Here is a 19,084-nt window from a genome sequence, read left to right on the forward strand (position 1 = left end):
GTAACATTTCCGAAGTAACTTTTTAAAATACGACCGAGGGCTTAGAAAATAATTAGACTATAGAAGGTTAACCTAATAAAGACGATCTTGTATGATTATGTTTGTATATAAAGCAATTAAAAACCCACACAAAGTTATTGGAGGAAAGTTATTTGAACACAAAAGTAAACACGAAGAAATTAAGCTTTATTCTTCTGTTCATAATCCTTTTAACGCAAATATTTCATCTTCCCTTTTCTGTAGGAGCTCAAGCTGCCGTGCCATTTAAAACAGAAGATGTTGATAAATTTGTCACTACCTATATTGAACGTAATGGACTTCCTGGTGCAACTATAGTAGTTGTAAAAGACGGTACATTAGTATATGAGAAAGGATATGGTCACGATTCTAAAGGGAAACCTCTAACAGAAAATTCGTTAATGAGGATCGGTTCCGCATCCAAATCATTTACTGCGTTTGCTGTTTTACAACTTGTTGATGAAGGGAAAATCAAACTGGATGACCCAATAATAAATTATTTACCAGAGGTAAAACTTGACGATTCAAGATGGAAAGAAGTGACTGTACGGGAGGCTTTGAGTCACACATCAGGTATTCCAAACCCGGTTATTGTTCCACCAGCGAATAACTTAAAAGCCGGCGTGGAACGTATGAACGATTGGAAACTGCAATCAAACCCCGGAGAGAAATACTACTATAGCAATGGGAATTACTGGATGTTAGCACTTTTGGTGGAAAAAGTAAGCGGAATGGAATTTTCCCAATACCTTAAACAAAAGGTTTTCTCTCCACTAGGAATGAATGACTCACTTACTACTGTTAATTCTGGCGATTTTGTACCAGGACTACCTAAAGGATATGTAACTGCATATGGAACAGCAATACCTTGGACAGAGCTGGAAGCAATGAATATGGGGGCTGGAAGCATCATATCGACTGCGGCAGATATGGGAAAATGGCTTTCAATGCAAACGAACAAAGGAAAGACTAGAACAGGTGAGCAACTACTATCAGAAAAATTATTGGAAGAATCGTATTCGCCACAACTTGGAAGCGAAAAATACGGACTTGGTTGGGAGTTAAGTTCATCGGGTGTGAAGCCATCACGCATTTCACATAGCGGTGTAGAAACGACGTATCAAACTCAACAAGACATCATACCAAGTAGTGGTTACGCCGTTGCAGTTTTATTAAATAGCTTTACCCCAACTTTAGAACACGCTTATGAGATAAGTTCAGGAATTATCCAATTGACCGAGGGACAAGAACCCGAATTAAAGGCTCCAGTACCTAAAATCATTGATTTATCCCTTGGCGTTGTCACTTTGTTTTACTTTCTTCTAGGAATTAGAGGAATTCTGCGGAGCAAAAAATGGTCAGATAAACGGAAACAACATCCTACTTGGAGATTTATCCTTCGTTTAATTCCCCAGTTGGTTCCAACATTATTAATCGGGTGGTTGTTTTTTATTGTTCCAACATTACAAAATAATAGTTCGACCACAATTGATGCATTCGGTCTTTATCCAGCTGCGATGTGCCTATTAGCTATTATTTTCATTATTGGCTTAGCTCTTACCATTTTGAGAATCTATTATCGAATCACATTAAATAAAGATTAAGATTATAGAAAATTACATTCAAAAAACGCTCAGATTACTATGAGCGTTTTTGCTTGCATTTGTTTATTTATCTACTAATTTCTCTTTTAAAACGAAACCCGTTAGGATAATTCCTCTGTTTTTATGGATATTAGTTGTTTTACTAGTAAACGATTTAAAGCTAAACATATGGCAATTTTCACATGCGAATAAGTAAGGCCCCCCTGAACATAGGCAACATAGGGTGGACGAGTTGGACCGTCTGCCGTTAGTTCGATGCTGGCACCTTGAATAAAAGTACCTGCTGCCATGATCACATCGTCCTCGTACCCCGGCATATAACTTGGATATGGAGTTACATGGGAATTTATTGGTGAAGCGAACTGGATAGCCTGACAAAAGGCCACCATCATGTCTTTGTTATTGAATTGCACAGATTGAATTAAATCAGTTCGTTCACTATCCCAGCTTGGCTCAGTCTTAAGTCCAATTTTTTCTAAAATAGCAGACGTAAAGACAGCCCCTTTTAATGCTTGTCCTACAGTATGTGGAGCTAGGAACAATCCTTGATACATTTCCTGTAAAGTATAAAGAGATGCTCCAGCTTCTGCTCCAATCCCAGGAGATGTCATGCGGTATGAGCAAGCTTCGACGAATTCTTTTTTTCCTACTAAATAACCACCGGTTTTTGCAAGTCCGCCTCCCGGATTTTTAATAAGTGAGCCGGCAATTAAATCAGCCCCGACATGACAAGGCTCTTCGCGCTCGACAAATTCACCATAGCAATTATCTACAAACACGACCACATCCGGCTTGATTTCCTTTACAAATTCAACCATTTCTTTTATTTCTGCAATCGTAAAAGATGGTCTTGTCGCATATCCTTTTGAACGCTGGATCCCAATCATTTTTGTATTTTCATGTATGGCATTTTTAATCGCTGCAAAATCAGGTCTTCCTTCTGCAGTTAAGTCGACAGTGTTGTAGCTGATATTAAATTCCTTTAATGACCCATTTCCAGAACCACGAATACCAACAATTTCTTCCAAAGTATCATATGGATTCCCCGTAATATAAAGCAATTCATCATTTGGACGTAAAACCCCAAAAAGTGCGATTGAGATAGCATGTGTCCCTGATATAATTTGTTGGCGAACAAGGGCTGCCTCCCCGCCGAAAAGATCAGCGTACACCGCTTCAAGTGTATCTCGGCCGATGTCATCATATCCGTACCCTGTTGAGGGGATAAAATGTGAATCACTCACTCGATTGTTTTGAAAGCTTTTAAGTACACGATACTGATTATAATCAATATTTTTTTCTATTTTTTTTTGAACTTCTTTAATTTGTTGTTCTGTCTCATCTACTAATTTTGAAATTAGTTTACCATAATCTAATTCTGTAAACATGTTGTGTTCCCCTTTTTATGAATAAAAATCCCTAAGTTGTCCCATTAAAGAATGATTTGAAAAAATAAAACCTGTGCAATCGTATTTTTCGGAATCCTCATTATAACGTAGTTCTTTTAAAATCGTTTCTTGTTTTAAATATGCTAATATTCTACCTTCCGAACTAGGTAGAGACACCTTGTATTCTTCCATATTCTCAATCATGGAATCCTCCACTTTTGTCTTAATCACCACTAAATCACTTTTATCAAACGCACTAACTAAAATAGATTTAGATGTTGATGACGGAACAAAATCGGGATGGACTTTATCTTTTTTATTATAAAGTGTTAAGACTGGAATTGATTCTACACCTAACTCATCCAAAAGCTTTAATACTGTTTTTTCATGATTAAAATAATCTGGATTTGAAGAATCAACTACATGGATAATCAAATCTGCTTCCTTCACTTCCTCTAATGTAGAGCGAAATGCTGCAATTAGTGATGTTGGCAAATCCTGAATAAATCCAACGGTATCTGTTAAAAGGGTTGTTAACCCACATGGTAGAATCATTTTTCGAGTCATTGGGTCTAATGTTGCAAACAATAAATTTTCCTCAAATGAATCTGCCTCAGTTAATCGATTAAATAATGTTGATTTTCCCGCATTTGTGTAACCTACCAATGCGATTTGATATGTATTGTTTTTCTTTCTCCGTTCACGATATCGTTCACGGTGCTGCACGATGACCGATAATTGATTTTTAATATCATCAATCCGTTTATGAATATGACGTCTGTCTGTCTCTAGTTTCGTTTCACCAGGTCCTCTTGTCCCTATTCCTCCACCAAGTCTTGATAATTCAATCCCTTTACCGGTTAATCGAGGAAGTAGGTATTGAAGCTGTGCTAGTTCTACCTGTAACTTACCCTCTTTGGAATTTGCTCTAGAGGCAAAGATGTCAAGGATTAGCTGGGTTCGGTCAATTACTCTAGCTTCGAGCTTGGAGGATAAATTCCTAACCTGGCTTGGTGACAATTCGTCATTAAAAATAATGACGTCTGGTTCTAATTCTGCTTCAAGATTAATAAGTTCCTCCACTTTCCCTTTACCAATATATGTTGCTGAATGAACTCGTTCCCGCTTCTGGGTTACAGTCATTAAAACTTGACCCTTAGCTGTTTTCGTTAATGATTGTAATTCTTCAAGGGAATATTGAAACCTATCTTCGTCTTCGGTTTGAATCTGACACCCTACTAGTATGGCTTTTTCTAATTCTTTCTTTTGTTCGTTTGCCATTCAATTTACCTACTTTCTACAATCAAATGCGCCTTGGCGTATTTGCGCCCGATTTTTTCAAGGTCCAAACGAGGTGGGTCACTAAGACGTTTCCACAGGTTGTGGCGTTCTTAGTCTTCGTTCACTTTACCAGGCTTTTACTGGCAATTGCCCTCTATAAGGGCTTAGTGCCAGTTAATGCTGAAAAACTACCTTTGAAAAAATCGTGGCATCCGCCTTTTCCTTAAGCTATCATATCAAATTTATTGAAACTACACCAATTCGAAATGAAAAAATCCGCCTAGTTAGGTAGGCGGTAAGTTTATTCCTTAAAAACTAAATCCTGCGTTCTGATTGTTTGAAGTTCCTGTTTACTGTATGAGTCATCGATTAGTAATCTCATCGCTTGTGAGCGTATCGATTTTTCAATCACGTTCCGTACATAGCGGCCATTGCTGAATTTACCAGGAAAAGAATCCATTTTTACAGCTATTAAATGATCACGTAATTTCCTCTCCGCTTCAGGACTGAACATATATTCCCGCTCCACCATCATTTTTGATGCGATTTCCATTAACTGATCAACCGAATAATCCGGAAAATCAATGACTAATGGAAAACGGGAATACAATCCTGGATTTAAAGAGAGAAAGTGGTCCATTTCTTTTGAATACCCAGCTAATATCAAAACAAATTCATGTTGTTTATCTTCCATATGCTTTACAAGTGTATCAATAGCTTCCTTTCCAAAATCCTTCTCCCCACCTCTTGCTAGAGAATAAGCCTCGTCAATAAATAAAATGCCACCAATAGCTTTCTTTACTAAATCTCTTGTCTTTTGTGCAGTATGCCCAATGTATTCTCCAACTAGATCGGCTCTTTCCGCTTCAATCAAATGACCCTTTGAGAGGACATTCATTTGTAGAAATAACTTCCCTAGCAAGCGAGCAACCGTAGTCTTACCTGTTCCAGGATTTCCTTTAAACATCATGTGTAACGCTTGCTTACCTACCTTTAATCCCTGTTCTTCACGTTTTTTATTAATGTATATCCATGCATATATTTCTTTTACCATTTTTTTCATTTCATCCATACCAACAAGAGTGCTCATTTCTTCCTCTATTTCCACAAGAGCCGCATGCTTCGTTTGGATTTTTGTTAAAACTGCTTCTTTAGAAGTTGAATGCAAGACCTTTAATTTCTTTTTTTCTCCATTTAAAACAACATTTATTTGTCCATTGTTCTTCATTGTAATTGGTTGATCCAAGAGCTCTCACCTCTCATTTTGTAGTACATTATACGCTGCTGGGTTCAATTCGTGACAAAAGCCCAAGGAAATAAGAAAAGCGCTAAGCGCGCCCGCCTATCGGTGACAAGCATAAGACGAGCGCTGACAGAAGGAGCTTTTTACCTTCCGAAGCGATTGGCTTAGACCAAAGAGCCGATGGCGCCTGGAGCTAGACCTAAATCGCAAACTAAATTTCCCTTTTTATTTCAACATTTTTTTCACTTTTATGACAAAAGACCCTTGTTTTTTGTCAAAGATTGCGCTTTCCCAGAAAATAATATTCCATAACACTATATGTATATGAGGCACTTTTCAAATCTTGAAGAAAAATTAGACAAGATGAAAAAAAACAACCCTACTTTAAAAGTAAGGTTGTTTTTCGTTAGCTATTCAAGCTCAAGCTTAATATTTTTTTGTGGGGCAAAAGTAGAGATCGCATGCTTATAGATAAGCTGTTGCTTTCCTTCTGTTTCTAATAATACTGTAAAATTATCAAACCCTTTTACTAATCCTCGTAATTGGTATCCATTTAATAAGAATACAGTTACAAATGTCCCATCCTTACGCAGTTGGTTTAAAATCTGATCTTGAATATTAATAGCTTGTTTCATGAACTGTCCTCCTCTAAATCTTCCCGCAATATGCTGGAGCTGTCATTGTCCTTTTTATTGGACAAAACGAATAATCATATTATAATCTATTCTCCTAAATTCCCAGCTTTCCTGCTATATATTTATAAATTTCATTAAATTTTTCTTCAAACCCATTTTTCCCTGTCATATCAAACCACTTTACATCCATTTTATTTCGAAACCAAGTTAATTGACGTTTCGCATATCTCCGGGTATTTTGCTTTAACTCATTAATTGCCTCATCTAGGGATAATGTGCCATCTAAATAACGATAAAGTTCTTTATAACCAATAGCTTGAATAGATTGGCAATCACGTAAACCTTGAGAATGAAATGTGGAGACCTCTTCAAGTAGCCCTGATTCTATCATCATGTCAACTCTATCGTTAATTCGGTCATACAATTTGTCTCGGTCCATTGTTAATCCAACAAGGGCAAGGTCATATATGAGCTCTTGCTTCTGTTCTTTCATATATTCTGTCATCGTTTTTCCTGTTGTTTTAAAAATTTCCAAAGCACGAATGACTCTTCTTACATTATTAGGATGAATTCGCTCGGCACTTTCTGGATCAATCTCTTTTAATTCCTGATAAAGAGAATCCACACCATTATCATTAGCTTGTTGTTCGAGCGTTTTTCGATACTCGGGATTAGATGCATCATCTGTAAACTGATAATCATAAATCACAGATTGAATGTAAAGCCCAGTCCCGCCAACTATCATCGGTAATTTACCACGACTATGTATGTCTGAAATTAAATTTCTTACAACGGTTTGAAACTCGGCAACCGAAAAACTTTCATGGGGTTCCTTTATATCGATGAGATGATGTGGAATCCCCTCCATTTCATCAATCGAAATTTTCGCCGTGCCGATATCCATTCCTTTGTAAATTTGCATGGAATCTCCGCTAATGATTTCGGCATTTAGCTTCTTCGCAAGCTCTATACTTAATTTTGTCTTACCAACAGCGGTTGGACCAATTAGAACGACTAGTTTCTCTTTTTTCGATTCTTCCAATCAATCACTACCTTTACTTCAATTCATACTATTATCGTAACATAGATAATTAGACGAATACTAAATTATTATAACCAAATCGGCTAAGAAAATAACACCTTTTTCTAATCTTAACTAAACTTTATACAACTTTTGACTTATATGGTAAAAACTCGCCAATTCAGCGAGTTTTCAACCCTTATCATCCTATCGTTACATAACACGTTTGAACATTTTTTCCATTTCATAGGTCGAATGGTGTATGATGATTGGTCGACCGTGTGGGCATGTAAATGGATCACTTGTTTTACGAAGAGTTTCGAGTAAAGCAAATATTTCATCGTTCCGTAAGTGATGATTTGCCTTAATCGATGCTTTACAGCTCATCATAATCGCTGCTGCCTCTCTCAATTTCTTAATCTCTATTTTTTTATCATTTAGCACTTGCTCAATTATTTCTTCAATAACCTCTTTTTCTTCCCCTTTCGGAAACCATTGTGGGTGTGACCGAACAATGTAACTGTTATGTCCAAAGGGTTCGAGGAATATCCCGACCTTTTCCAAGTCCTGCATGTGTGCATTTATATTTATACATTCATCAGTCGAGTACTCAAGAGTAATTGGGATAAGCAATTCCTGTAAATCGGAAATATTTTCGCCAACTTTTTCTCTGAAATATTCATATTTGATTCGTTCTTGGGCAGCATGTTGGTCAATGATATATAATCCTTTCTCATTTTGAGCCAGGATATAGGTTCCATGCATTTGCCCAATTGGGTACATGACCGGAACACGTTCATCTAGATTTACGGCTACTACAGAATTTTTGATTTCCGTTTCTTCACTATTTTCCGTTACAGCATCCGCTGCATCCTCATTTTCAGCAATCACTACGTTTTCCATTTCAACCGATTTATTCTCATATGAAGGTTGGCTTATATGTGTTACTGTCTCGACTATCGTTTCTTCTTTCCTAGGAGCCTCTTCTACCGTCTCCGTAAATCTAGGGAGATATGGGTACTGCTCCTGAGGTTCTGTTTTTATAGAATGTTGAAACACAAATTCTTGTTGCTCAGATTTCTGAACTTCTTTCTTCTTAGGATATGCTGCATCTGGGATTAATTGCTTATGTTTAAAAACTTCTTTGATGCCTTCGTCAATTAATTGATTAAGTTCAGATTCTTTACTAATCCTGACTTCTAGTTTTGCTGGATGAACGTTGACATCCACTAATAATGGGTCCATCTTAATATCAAGTAAAACAATTGGAAATCTTCCTATTGGTAAAAGAGTATGATAGCCTTGTTGAATGGCTTTTACAAGCGCATAGTTTCTTATATATCTACCATTAATAATAGTTGAGATATAGTTTCTCGAAGCTCTTGTTACCTCTGGCATAGATACAAAACCTTCGACTGTAAAGTCTAAGGATTCTAGATGGATAGGCACCATTTGCTTTGCAATACTTAAACCATAGATTGCTGCGAGTACCTGTCTAACATCACCATTTCCACTTGTATATAAAAGTCTTTTCCCATTATGAAGTAAACGAAATGAAATTTCTGGATGAGCAAGTGCGATTCGATTTACAGCATCGGTAATATTCCCCAACTCTGTATGAATTGTTTTGACATATTTTAAGCGTGCTGGAGTATTAAAAAAGAGATTTGAAACTGTAATATCCGTTCCCTTGCGACTATTCGTTGCCTTTTTCCAGGCAAGCTGTCCGCCTTTAATTAAAATATGTGTACCCGAATTGTCCCCGGTGCTTGTCTTCATTTCCAGCTCGGATACGGAGGCAATACTCGGGAGTGCCTCTCCTCTAAAGCCTAACGTACGGATTCGAAATAAATCATTTTCGTCCTTTATTTTACTTGTAGCATGTCGATGGAAGGCATTTACGCAATCCTCACTGTCCATCCCGTCTCCATTATCAATAATTCGAATTTTGGAAAGACCTGCATCTTCTATTTCAATTTCAATTATTGTGCTATTTGCGTCAATAGCATTCTCGACTAATTCCTTCACAACAGAGGCTGGGCGTTCGACTACCTCCCCTGCTGCTATTTTATTTGAAAGAAGGTCATCTAATTGGATGATTTTCCCCATGCCATCACCTCATTGTCTTAACTTATTTTTATGCTTTTAATTGTTTTTGAATTTCATATAAACGATTGATGGCTTCTAGTGGTGTAAGACCTATAATGTCCATCTCTTTAATGGATTTCAATATATCCTTCTCTTTTGAAGATAGTGACTTTTCTTCTTTTTGATAACTAGCCTTTGATTCCTTTGATTCCTCAAAAAACGAAAGCTGCAGATTATCAGAAAGATCACTTGAATCTTCCTTTGTTGCTGCTATTTGCTTTTCACCTTGTTCAAGTTGGTTCAAAATTTCATTTGCACGTTCAATCAAGTTATCTGGAAGCTCCGCAAGCTTAGCGACATGGATCCCATAGCTTTTATCTGCTGCCCCTTCTTTAATTTTATGAAGGAAAACAACATTATCATTTTCCTCAATTGCACTTACATGAACATTGACTAAATTTTCAAGTGCTGCTTCCAAATCGGTCAACTCATGATAATGTGTAGAAAATAGAGTATGAGCTCCGATATTTTCATGAATATACTCAATAATCGCTTGAGCTAATGCCATCCCATCATAAGTGGATGTCCCGCGTCCAATTTCATCAAACAATAATAAGCTCCTAGATGTTGCATTCACAATCGCATTTTTGGCCTCAAGCATTTCCACCATAAATGTACTCTGCCCAGAAATCAAATCATCCGCTGCTCCTATTCTTGTAAACACTTGATCATAAATCGGCAGGGTCGCTTCACTTGCCGGAACAAAACAGCCGATTTGGGCCAAAATCGAAGTAAGGGCAATTTGTCTCATATACGTACTCTTACCAGACATATTGGGACCTGTGATAAGTAGTAGGGAACGGCCCTGTTCCATTACACAATCATTTGGAACATATTCCTGAGCTTGCATTACTTTTTCAACAACAGGATGACGTCCATCTTTAATGATGAGCTTGTCCTCTGAAAAATGAGGCATACAATAATGGCGCTCCTCGCTGATCGTTGCGAAGCATTGTAGAACATCCAGTTCACTAATTACCTTTGCTAAAGACTGAAGTCTTGGAATATATTCTTTCACTTGTTCACGAATATTGAGGAAAATATCATATTCCAACTGGACAATCTTTTCCTCCGCTTCAAGAATTAATGTTTCTTTTTCTTTAAGCTCAGGGGTGATAAAACGTTCGGCATTTGTTAATGTTTGTTTTCTTTCGTACATACCTTCCGGTAAAAACTGCAAGTTTGCCTTCGTAACTTCAATATAATAGCCAAATACACGGTTATATCCAATTTTCAAGGACTTGATTCCTGTTTTTTCTCGTTCTTGTTTTTCTAATGCTGCAATCCATGTTTTTCCATTCCGACTGGCATCACGATATTGGTCAAGAGTGGCGTTGAAACCATCCTTAATAATATCTCCTTCTTTAATCGTCATTGGAGGTGATTCCTTAATAGATTGCTGTAAAAGGTCAGTTAGTGATTCACAAAGATCCATTTGATTTCCTAGATTGTCTGCATATGGATGCTGTAGCTTGGTCACAAGATTATAAATACCAGGTACTTGTTCGAGCGATTTTTTTAACTGTAACAGGTCCCTTGCGTTGACATTCCCATAGGCTACTCGTCCAGCAAGACGTTCTAGATCATAGACTTCCTTTAATAAATCTCTTAATTCTAACCTCTCAAAATATTGATCAATAAAGGTTTGAACCATATTTAGACGAGCTTCAATTTCATTTTTATTTAATAGTGGTCGGTCAATCCATTGCTTTAACAGACGTCCTCCCATCGCGGTAACTGTTTGATCTAAAAGCCACAATAAAGAACCTTTCTTCCCTTTACTTCGAATCGTTTCTGTTAATTCTAAGTTACGCTTAGAATAAAGGTCAATTTTCATAAATTGATTTGTATAGTAAACCTGAACCTGCTGTAAATGATCCAGTGATCGTTTTTGTGTTTTCATTAGATAATTTAATAATCTTCCAAATGCAAGGACTAACTTTTCATCATCAAGACGATTGGTTAGTTGTTGTAAATGTCCTGCTACCTCACAATTATCCTCTTGTGAAATTGTAACCTGACAGCGTTCCATCATCGCTTTTTTATACATTTCCTCAAAATCAGATGGAACAACTACCTCTTTTACACTATTTGCATAAATTTCTCCGATCACATCTTCAAAATTTGAAGACAATAACGATACCCTATTTTCACCAGTTGATAAGTCGGTTAATGCAAATCCAAAACCATCTGAAAAACTTGTTACAGAAGCTAAAAAATTATTCTCTTTATCTAAAAGATTCTTTCCTTCCATCACAGTACCAGGTGTAATTAATTGAATAACCTCTCGTTTAACGACACCTTTTGCTTGCTTTGGATCTTCCGTTTGCTCACAAATTGCCACTTTATATCCTTTATTCACTAATTGTTCAATATATCCAGCAGCCGAGTGATAAGGAACCCCACACATCGGGATTTTTTCATCCATTCCACCATCTCTAGCCGTTAAGGTTATTTCTAAAATCTGGGATGCATTTATTGCATCTTCAAAAAACATTTCATAAAAATCACCAAGTCGAAAAAATAAAAAGGCATCTTGATAATCTGCCTTTATCGCTAAGTATTGCTTTATCATCGGCGTATATTCTGCCATTTATTAATCCCCCAACAACTATAGTTCTGTTCATATTATAACATAATTTAAAAATGGGATGGGGGAGACTTGTCTGCCATTAAATGAAAAAAAACTAGGAAGTCGTGCCTCCTAGTTTCAATTATTCTTCTAAATCCCCCACTAAGAAGTCAGGATTTAAATCCTCAAATTCTTCGTCATCTACATCCCAATCTTTTATGTCGTCATAGCAACCATCTGGATTTACATGGACGCATACCTTTGTTTCGCCAATCACTTCTGCAAGAAGCTCTCTTTCTACCTCAACAAGAATTTTGTTCCCATTAGGTGAAATTGTGCATTCTAAGCAATTTGGCTGTTGCAACACTTCAACAATTACATCACAGTCATCACCTAAGAAATTCTCATCTCTATACTTGAGTTTGATGGAATCTTTGTATGAAAGTGTTTCTGTAACAACCTCTGTTTTTGTATTGTTACCAAAAGAATACCATGTATTGACATCGAATCTGCCACTTACTTCTACCGTATTCCCTTTTTTCTCCGCTTCATACTGATGGTTAATGATCCAGCATCCTAAAATGTTGGATGGGTGGTGTGGTGGTGAAATTGTATAAGTAGACTGCGAAAACTTACGTCCTTTTCCTACAACAGCTTTTGTGATAATCTCTCTGTATTCAGACATTCGAACATACCCTCCTCAATCAATCTTCAATTCATCCTATGCGGGACATTTGACTAGTGTGATAAAGACTGATTTCTTTTTCGAAACTTTTTGCAGTACCTCGATATCTTACTTTTAAGTACATGGAAAAAAGTTGAATTAACCATTCAAAATAAGTACTAAAAAAACGCAATGTCCTTCTCTTTATACATCAACCTTACGATTACCGTATAGTTCATTGTATGCGCGTTCGCCCATTTATGTACCTTTTTTTAAAAGCGGTACAAGCAAAAATATAATCTCTACATGACCAAGCAAAAAAAATAAGGCAAAAGCTTTACGCTTTTGCCTCATATCTTTAGTGGCAACCACAGCCACTTTTGTTATTCATTTTTGAACCAGTTTCACCAGCTAATAAATCTCCGCCAGTAGACGTAATGATTTCATTTGTTACATTGTTTGAAATCGTATGTGCTACAAGCTGGAGAAGATCATTCACTTCAAGTTGTGAGTTTTTGAATTCTTCTACAACTGGGATGCTATCAAGTTCTGCTTGTAGATTATCAATTTTTTCTTCCACTTGCTTTAATGCTTCAGACTTACCGTAGTGCTGGAAATTAACTGCTTGTTTTTGCAAGCTTTTAATTGTCTCTATAATCTCTTGAACCTTTTTGTTCTCATTGATTTGTGCTTCTGCACGTTTAAAGAAATCAACTTCTTCTGTTTCTGCAATCATTTTTGCAAGTTCTGTTGCACGCTCAACGATTTGCTCTTTTGTGTATTGTGCCATCTTAGTTCACCTCTACCGCTTCTTCGATCATTTCCCCATCTAATGACCAAGTTTTTGCTTGTATAATTTTTACTTTTACAATTTTACCAATTGCTGATTTTGGACCTTTGAAGTTGACCAGCTTATTCTTACTTGTATATCCAGCTAAAACATCCGGATTGTTTTTACTTTCACCTTCAACAAGAACTTCCACAATTTGATCTTGGTATGCAAGATTTTTCTTTGCAGAAATCTCATTTACAAGTGCATTAAGACGCTGAAGTCTTTCCTTCTTCACTTCCATTGAAATGTTATCTTCCATTTTTGCTGCTGGTGTTCCTTCACGTGGTGAATAAATGAAGGTATAGGCAGAATCAAATTCTACTTCTCTATATAAAGAAAGAGTTTCTTCAAATTGTTCATCCGTTTCATTAGGGAAACCAACTATGATATCTGTTGTGAAGGAAGCATTTGGAATTTGTTCCTTCATTTTACGAACTAACTCTAAATAGGATTCTCTAGTATATTTACGAGACATTAGCTTTAATACTTGAGAACTTCCAGATTGTACAGGTAGGTGGATGTGTTCCATCAGGTTTCCACCTTTAGCAAGTACTTCAATTAAATGATCATCAAAATCACGAGGATGACTCGTTGTGAAACGAATACGTGGGATATCAATCTTACGTAACTCGTCCATTAAGTCACCTAAACCATATTTGATATCAGTAAAATCCTTACCATAAGCATTTACGTTTTGACCAAGTAAGGTAATTTCTTTATATCCTTGTCTTGCTAAATGTCGTACCTCTTCAATAATATCTTCTGGGCGACGGCTCCGCTCCTTACCACGTGTATAAGGCACGATACAGTAAGTACAGAATTTGTCACAACCATACATAATATTGACCCAACCCTTGATATTTCCTTTACGTACTTTTGGAAGGTTTTCAATAATGTCACCTTCTTTAGACCATACTTCAACAACCATCTCTTTACTGAACATCGCTTCTTTTACAATATGAGGAAGGCGGTGAATATTATGAGTACCAAAAATCATATCAATAAATTGATGTTTTTCAAGAATTTTATTAACCACTGATTCTTCTTGGGACATACATCCACAAACTCCAATTAAAAGATCTGGATTTTCAAGTTTTAATGGTTTAAGGTGTCCGATTTCACCAAATACTTTGTTTTCTGCGTTTTCACGAATCGCACACGTATTAAGTAAAATAATGTCTGCGTCTTCGGTATTTTCAGTTGGCTCATAGCCCATCTCCATAAAAATACCAGCCATTACTTCCGTATCATGCTCGTTCATTTGACAACCATACGTACGGATTAAAAAGCGTTTTCCTTTTCCTGCATTTTTCATATCCTCAGGGATTGAAAACTCCTTTAAGTAATTAACTTGTTCTTTACCACGTTTTTTCGCATCTTTTAATGAAGGTGGTTGATAAACGGATTGAAAATACTTACTGTAATCCTTTTCGGATTTTTTGTCCGCAGGTTTTACTTGAGTACTTTCAAGACGTTGTTTTTCGTTCATGTGGTATCTCCTTCCTTTTTACAAAAACGATCTGTTGTAAAGTTTTTAAATTCTTTAACACTACAAACCTACACATTTAACTAGTATAAGGTTTAACAAATTTTAATACAATAAAACCATAGAAAATGTAGAAATTTGTACATTTTTCATAGCCAAGACATACATGCCTATTTTATCATTCAAAAAACAGTGAGTAAAGGTTAAAACAAAAACCCTACTAAGACAAAAATCCTTAGTAGGGTTAGTGTATTACATAAATTCTGCAACTAGCTTATTGAATTTTTCTTCATCCAGATTCAAATCAGCATGCACGAGTGGAGTTTCATTATATCCATGCACAAGTTCTTGATAGGAAGGCTTTTCTGTATTCTGATAGATAAGCCCTGTTACGAGACTATTATGCTTCATCAATGTCTGCATAGCCATAGAACGATCAGATGGATCATATCCTTCTACATCCGCTAGTTTTGTTAGGTTTTCTTTAAACCAATCATATGTGTTCACCTTGTTATAAGTAACACATGGGCTAAATACGTTAATTAATGAGAAACCTTTATGCTGAATGCCAGCCTCAATTAGTGCTGTCAAATCTTTAAGGTCCGTAGAGAAACTTTGCGCAACAAAAGTTGCCCCGGCAGTTAAAGCCATTTCCATAACGGAAAGCGCAGACTCAATCGAGCCTTGTGGCGTACTCTTTGTTTTAAAGCCCATTTCACTTCTTGGTGAAGTTTGGCCTTTTGTTAAACCATAAATTTGGTTATCCATAACAATATATGTGATGTCGATATTTCGACGAATCGCATGAATTGTATGGCTCATCCCAATTGCATAACCATCACCGTCTCCACCTGAAGCAATAACGGTTAAATCACGGTTAGCCATTTTTACCCCTTGAGCAATTGGTAGTGAACGTCCATGAATACCGTGCAATCCATAGGCATTGATATATCCTGAAATACGTCCTGAGCATCCAATCCCCGAGATAACAGCTAACTGTTCAGGCTCAAGTCCAACATTTGCAGCCGCACGCTGAATTGCCGCTTGTACGGAGAAGTCACCGCATCCTGGACACCAGTTAGGTTTTACATTATTACGAAAGTCTTTAAATGTTGCCATATTAGAACAACTCCTTACACTTTGTGTGAACTTCATGAGGTAGGAACGGATTACCGTCATACTTTAAGAAATTAGTAATCTTGTCCGCATGTCCTACATTCATCTTCATAATGTTTGCGAGCTGACCTGTAGCGTTATTCTCAACTACTAATACTTTCTTAGCTGATTGAACCAAAGGTAAAATTTCGTCAGTTGGGAATGGATGAATTAAACGAATCTGAGCATGGTTTACTTTAATACCATCATTCTCAAGGCGAGTCATGGCTTCTTCAATCGCACCTCGAGTTGAGTTAAAACCTACAACTAAAAGGTCTGCCTCTTCATGTTTCACATTTTTATGGACAGGAGTCTTGAATTGAATGTTTTTAACCTTTCTAAGGCGTTTTTCCATTTGATCCTTACGGTTGCTTGCAACCTCGGATGGTTTACCTTGTTCATTATGTTCAACACCCGTTACATGGTGGATTCCATTTTTTACGCCTGGAACTACACGTGGAGATACTCCACTATCTGTTACTTCATAACGCTTAAAATATTCCTTATTCTCTAATTCTGGTAATTCATCATCAAGAACTAGATTTCCACGTCTGATTTCAATCTGAGAATAATCAAGTGGTTCAACTGATTGCTTACCAAGTGAAAGTTGTAAGTCTGTTAGAAAAATAACCGGACATTGATATTCCTCAGCAAGGTTAAATGCTTCGATGATGTCGTAAAAAGCTTCCTGTACAGTGCTAGGTGCCATTACGATCTTAGGAATTTCTCCGTGCGTACCGTAAATCATTGCCATTAAATCAGATTGTTCTTGCTTTGTTGGCAAACCAGTACTAGGTCCTCCACGTTGTGTATCAATAATAACAAGTGGTGTTTCAGTGATACCTGATAATCCGATTGATTCCATCATTAATGATAAACCTGGTCCTGCAGAAGCAGTAAATGCACGAACACCGGCATAGTTAGAGCCAATTGCCATTGTACACGCTGCGATTTCATCCTCCGTTTGGATTACTGTTCCACCAAATTCAGGTAGTTTGCTAATTAGGTATTCCATGATTTCAGAAGCGGGGGTAATTGGGTATGCAGGCATAAATCTTGCTCCACCAGCTAGAGCACCCAAAGCAATTGCGTCATTACCAATCATGAACATGCGCTGTTTTCCGTCTGCTTTTTCTAGCTTCATTTTTACGTCTTCGCTAAGTTGATCCTGTAGGAATTTAGCACCTGCTTTGATCGCTTCCATATTCTTTTCTACAACCTGCTGACCTTTACGGCCAAAGATTTCTTCTACAACATTTAAATACACATTCAAATCGAGGTCTAATAAGGAACTAGTTGCACCAATAGCAACCATGTTTTTCATAAGGGACGTTCCAAGTTCAGTTGCAATTTGAGTAAAAGGAACAGAAAATAAATGAACATTGGTGTTTTCAGGAATGGTTGGTCCGAATTTAGCATCCGCCAACACAACTCCGCCATCTCGTAACTCATGAAAATTAAAATCAATTGTCTCTTGGTCAAAAGCTACTAAAATATCAAGATCATCTGAAATTGAACGAACTTGAGTTGTACTTACTCGAATTTTGTTATTCGTGTGACCACCTTTAATACGTGATGAAAAATGGCGATAACCGTATAAATAGTAGCCTAAACGATTTAAAGCTATGGAAAAGATTTCCCCAGTACTTTCGATTCCTTCCCCTTGTTGTCCGCCAACTTTCCATGAAAGTTGATTGATCATGACTTACACCCCTTTGGAATACGTTCTATATAAGATTTTTTTTAGGTTTGAGTGTATAGCACTTTCCAACTCTGCAGTAATAGATTTTTTATGTGAATTCTAGTGATTAGATACAGGACCTTTTCCAACAACAAAGTTGGGATTAATTCACCAAAAATGAAGTGCAAAAAGCTGTCCGAATTTATCCTGTTGGATATGTACTAAACGCTTTCATTCTAGACCTATCAACGAAAAAAAGCAACCCTTAGTAAGCAAATTATGAAGAAAAATGTATATTTTTTTATTTTTCAATTAATTTAATTTCATTCAGTTAGAACAAGAGCTACTTTTACACAGGTAAATTCTCTATAAAATTATCATATAAGAATTTTCTCACCTGGTTCTCTGTGTAATGTTTTAACAAGTTATTTACAAGAATTTCGTACCCTAGGAAGCATTCAAGTCCAGTGGTTGTTTCTGTTATACCATCAAAATCAGATCCAAATCCAACATGGTTTTCTCCGCCTAATGAACAAATATAGTCAAGATGTTTCAATACATCATCTATAGTTGCACTGCCCTGATTATTTAAAAATTGCGGGACAAACGTGACTCCAATCATGCCATTCTTTTGTATGAGTGCGCGTATTTGATCGTCTTGAAGATTGCGTCGGTGATTGCAAATTGAGATTGCATTTGAATGAGAGGCAATCGGATAATCCGCTATTTCCATGACATCCCAAAACCCTTTGATTGATAAATGGGATACATCTGTCCAAATTAATGACCTATTGTGCTCCTTCACAACCTCTTTACCGAAGCTTGATAGCCCCGCTCCACGAGCTTCTCCTATGCCATCCGCAACAAAATTAGCGTAATTCCATGTTAGCCCAACAGACGACACACCCAGCCTAATAAGCGTTTGAAGTTTTACTATACTTTGATCAATTGCGTCACAGCCTTCTAACGTTAAGAAAGCACCTATCTCATTCTCTTTCAAGGCCACAATGTCCTCTTTCGTTCGTACCGCTTTTAATAACGGCGAAGGGGCAATTACTCTCTTATAAAAAATTTCTACCATTTCTAACGCTGTTTCAAACCGGCTTTCCGCTCTTACTTCTTCAGGAATATATATCGCAAAGCATTGCACTTTGCTACCTGCTGCTTTTAATTGATTATATGTAATATGTAATTTCGGTGAGTCGGCAAAATCAATGGTAGGGTCCATCCACATTTTATATAAAACATCGGAATGGGCATCAAATATTTTCAAATTAATCAACTCCCTTTTCTTTCTATTTTACACAAAAATACCTGTTTGTCTTATAAGACAAACAGGCTACTATCCGTCACTTG

Annotated in this window: 14 protein-coding genes; 1 reads left to right on the forward strand and 13 read right to left on the reverse strand. The window is 36.8% G+C overall.

Features of this window, described 5'->3' with window-relative positions; all coding sequences use genetic code 11:
• Window positions 1-152 precede the first annotated feature (152 nt).
• The gene (locus DZB84_RS01610) at window positions 153-1,622 is read left to right on the forward strand and encodes a serine hydrolase domain-containing protein (RefSeq protein ID WP_116350500.1); all 1,470 of its coding nucleotides are present in this window, start codon (window positions 153-155) and stop codon (window positions 1,620-1,622) included.
• A 101-nt stretch (window positions 1,623-1,723) separates the two neighbouring features.
• Here DZB84_RS01610 and DZB84_RS01615 read toward each other — a convergent pair whose 3' ends face one another.
• The 13 genes from DZB84_RS01615 to DZB84_RS01675 form a co-directional block, all read right to left on the reverse strand.
• A complete protein-coding gene (locus tag DZB84_RS01615) occupies window positions 1,724-3,010 on the reverse strand; it encodes a methionine gamma-lyase family protein (protein WP_116350501.1) in 1,287 nt (428 codons plus the stop codon).
• A gap of 15 nt (window positions 3,011-3,025) precedes the next feature.
• Window positions 3,026-4,291: a GTPase HflX gene (gene hflX / locus DZB84_RS01620; protein WP_116350502.1), complete on the reverse strand. Its 1,266-nt coding sequence runs from the start codon at window positions 4,289-4,291 to the stop codon at window positions 3,026-3,028.
• A 301-nt stretch (window positions 4,292-4,592) separates the two neighbouring features.
• On the reverse strand, window positions 4,593-5,519 hold the full coding sequence (gene spoVK / locus DZB84_RS01625) for a stage V sporulation protein K (RefSeq protein WP_116350855.1): 927 nt from the start codon (window positions 5,517-5,519) through the stop codon (window positions 4,593-4,595).
• Window positions 5,520-5,944: 425 nt separating this feature from the next.
• Window positions 5,945-6,169, reverse strand: a complete 225-nt coding sequence (hfq, locus tag DZB84_RS01630; protein WP_010282243.1) for an RNA chaperone Hfq — start codon at window positions 6,167-6,169, stop codon at window positions 5,945-5,947.
• A 94-nt stretch (window positions 6,170-6,263) separates the two neighbouring features.
• Window positions 6,264-7,211, reverse strand: coding sequence for a tRNA (adenosine(37)-N6)-dimethylallyltransferase MiaA (miaA, locus tag DZB84_RS01635; RefSeq protein ID WP_116350503.1), 948 nt, complete (start codon window positions 7,209-7,211; stop codon window positions 6,264-6,266).
• Window positions 7,212-7,403: 192 nt separating this feature from the next.
• A complete protein-coding gene (mutL, locus tag DZB84_RS01640; RefSeq protein WP_116350504.1) occupies window positions 7,404-9,299 on the reverse strand; it encodes a DNA mismatch repair endonuclease MutL in 1,896 nt (631 codons plus the stop codon).
• Window positions 9,300-9,327: 28 nt separating this feature from the next.
• Window positions 9,328-11,931, reverse strand: a complete 2,604-nt coding sequence (gene mutS, locus DZB84_RS01645; protein WP_116350505.1) for a DNA mismatch repair protein MutS — start codon at window positions 11,929-11,931, stop codon at window positions 9,328-9,330.
• 121 nt (window positions 11,932-12,052) lie between these two features.
• Window positions 12,053-12,595, reverse strand: coding sequence for an outer spore coat protein CotE (locus tag DZB84_RS01650; RefSeq protein WP_116350506.1), 543 nt, complete (start codon window positions 12,593-12,595; stop codon window positions 12,053-12,055).
• A gap of 337 nt (window positions 12,596-12,932) precedes the next feature.
• On the reverse strand, window positions 12,933-13,364 hold the full coding sequence (gene ricA, locus DZB84_RS01655) for a regulatory iron-sulfur-containing complex subunit RicA (protein WP_116350507.1): 432 nt from the start codon (window positions 13,362-13,364) through the stop codon (window positions 12,933-12,935).
• A gap of 1 nt (window position 13,365) precedes the next feature.
• The gene (gene miaB / locus DZB84_RS01660; RefSeq protein WP_116350508.1) at window positions 13,366-14,895 is read right to left on the reverse strand and encodes a tRNA (N6-isopentenyl adenosine(37)-C2)-methylthiotransferase MiaB; all 1,530 of its coding nucleotides are present in this window, start codon (window positions 14,893-14,895) and stop codon (window positions 13,366-13,368) included.
• Window positions 14,896-15,144: 249 nt separating this feature from the next.
• Window positions 15,145-16,011 carry a 2-oxoacid:ferredoxin oxidoreductase subunit beta gene (locus DZB84_RS01665; RefSeq protein WP_116350509.1) on the reverse strand — a complete coding sequence of 289 codons (867 nt, stop codon included), beginning with the start codon at window positions 16,009-16,011 and terminating at the stop codon, window positions 15,145-15,147.
• Window position 16,012: 1 nt separating this feature from the next.
• Window positions 16,013-17,749 carry a 2-oxoacid:acceptor oxidoreductase subunit alpha gene (locus DZB84_RS01670; RefSeq protein ID WP_116350510.1) on the reverse strand — a complete coding sequence of 579 codons (1,737 nt, stop codon included), beginning with the start codon at window positions 17,747-17,749 and terminating at the stop codon, window positions 16,013-16,015.
• Window positions 17,750-18,077: 328 nt separating this feature from the next.
• Window positions 18,078-19,001: a dipeptidase gene (locus tag DZB84_RS01675; protein ID WP_116350511.1), complete on the reverse strand. Its 924-nt coding sequence runs from the start codon at window positions 18,999-19,001 to the stop codon at window positions 18,078-18,080.
• Window positions 19,002-19,084: the final 83 nt, after the last annotated feature.

The sequence above is a fragment of the Bacillus sp. HNG genome (genome assembly GCF_003400205.1).
Lineage (GTDB): Bacteria > Bacillota > Bacilli > Bacillales > Bacillaceae_L > Ferdinandcohnia.

Coding starts and splice junctions, on each gene's coding strand:
- DZB84_RS01615 (WP_116350501.1), bottom strand. CDS start 3,010: ATGTTTACAGAATTAGATTATGGTAAACTAATTTCAAAATTAGTAGAT.
- hflX (WP_116350502.1), bottom strand. CDS start 4,291: ATGGCAAACGAACAAAAGAAAGAATTAGAAAAAGCCATACTAGTAGGG.
- spoVK (WP_116350855.1), bottom strand. CDS start 5,519: ATGAAGAACAATGGACAAATAAATGTTGTTTTAAATGGAGAAAAAAAG.
- hfq (WP_010282243.1), bottom strand. CDS start 6,169: ATGAAACAAGCTATTAATATTCAAGATCAGATTTTAAACCAACTGCGT.
- mutL (WP_116350504.1), bottom strand. CDS start 9,299: ATGGGGAAAATCATCCAATTAGATGACCTTCTTTCAAATAAAATAGCA.
- mutS (WP_116350505.1), bottom strand. CDS start 11,931: ATGGCAGAATATACGCCGATGATAAAGCAATACTTAGCGATAAAGGCA.
- DZB84_RS01650 (WP_116350506.1), bottom strand. CDS start 12,595: ATGTCTGAATACAGAGAGATTATCACAAAAGCTGTTGTAGGAAAAGGA.
- ricA (WP_116350507.1), bottom strand. CDS start 13,364: ATGGCACAATACACAAAAGAGCAAATCGTTGAGCGTGCAACAGAACTT.
- miaB (WP_116350508.1), bottom strand. CDS start 14,895: ATGAACGAAAAACAACGTCTTGAAAGTACTCAAGTAAAACCTGCGGAC.
- DZB84_RS01665 (WP_116350509.1), bottom strand. CDS start 16,011: ATGGCAACATTTAAAGACTTTCGTAATAATGTAAAACCTAACTGGTGT.
- DZB84_RS01670 (WP_116350510.1), bottom strand. CDS start 17,749: ATGATCAATCAACTTTCATGGAAAGTTGGCGGACAACAAGGGGAAGGA.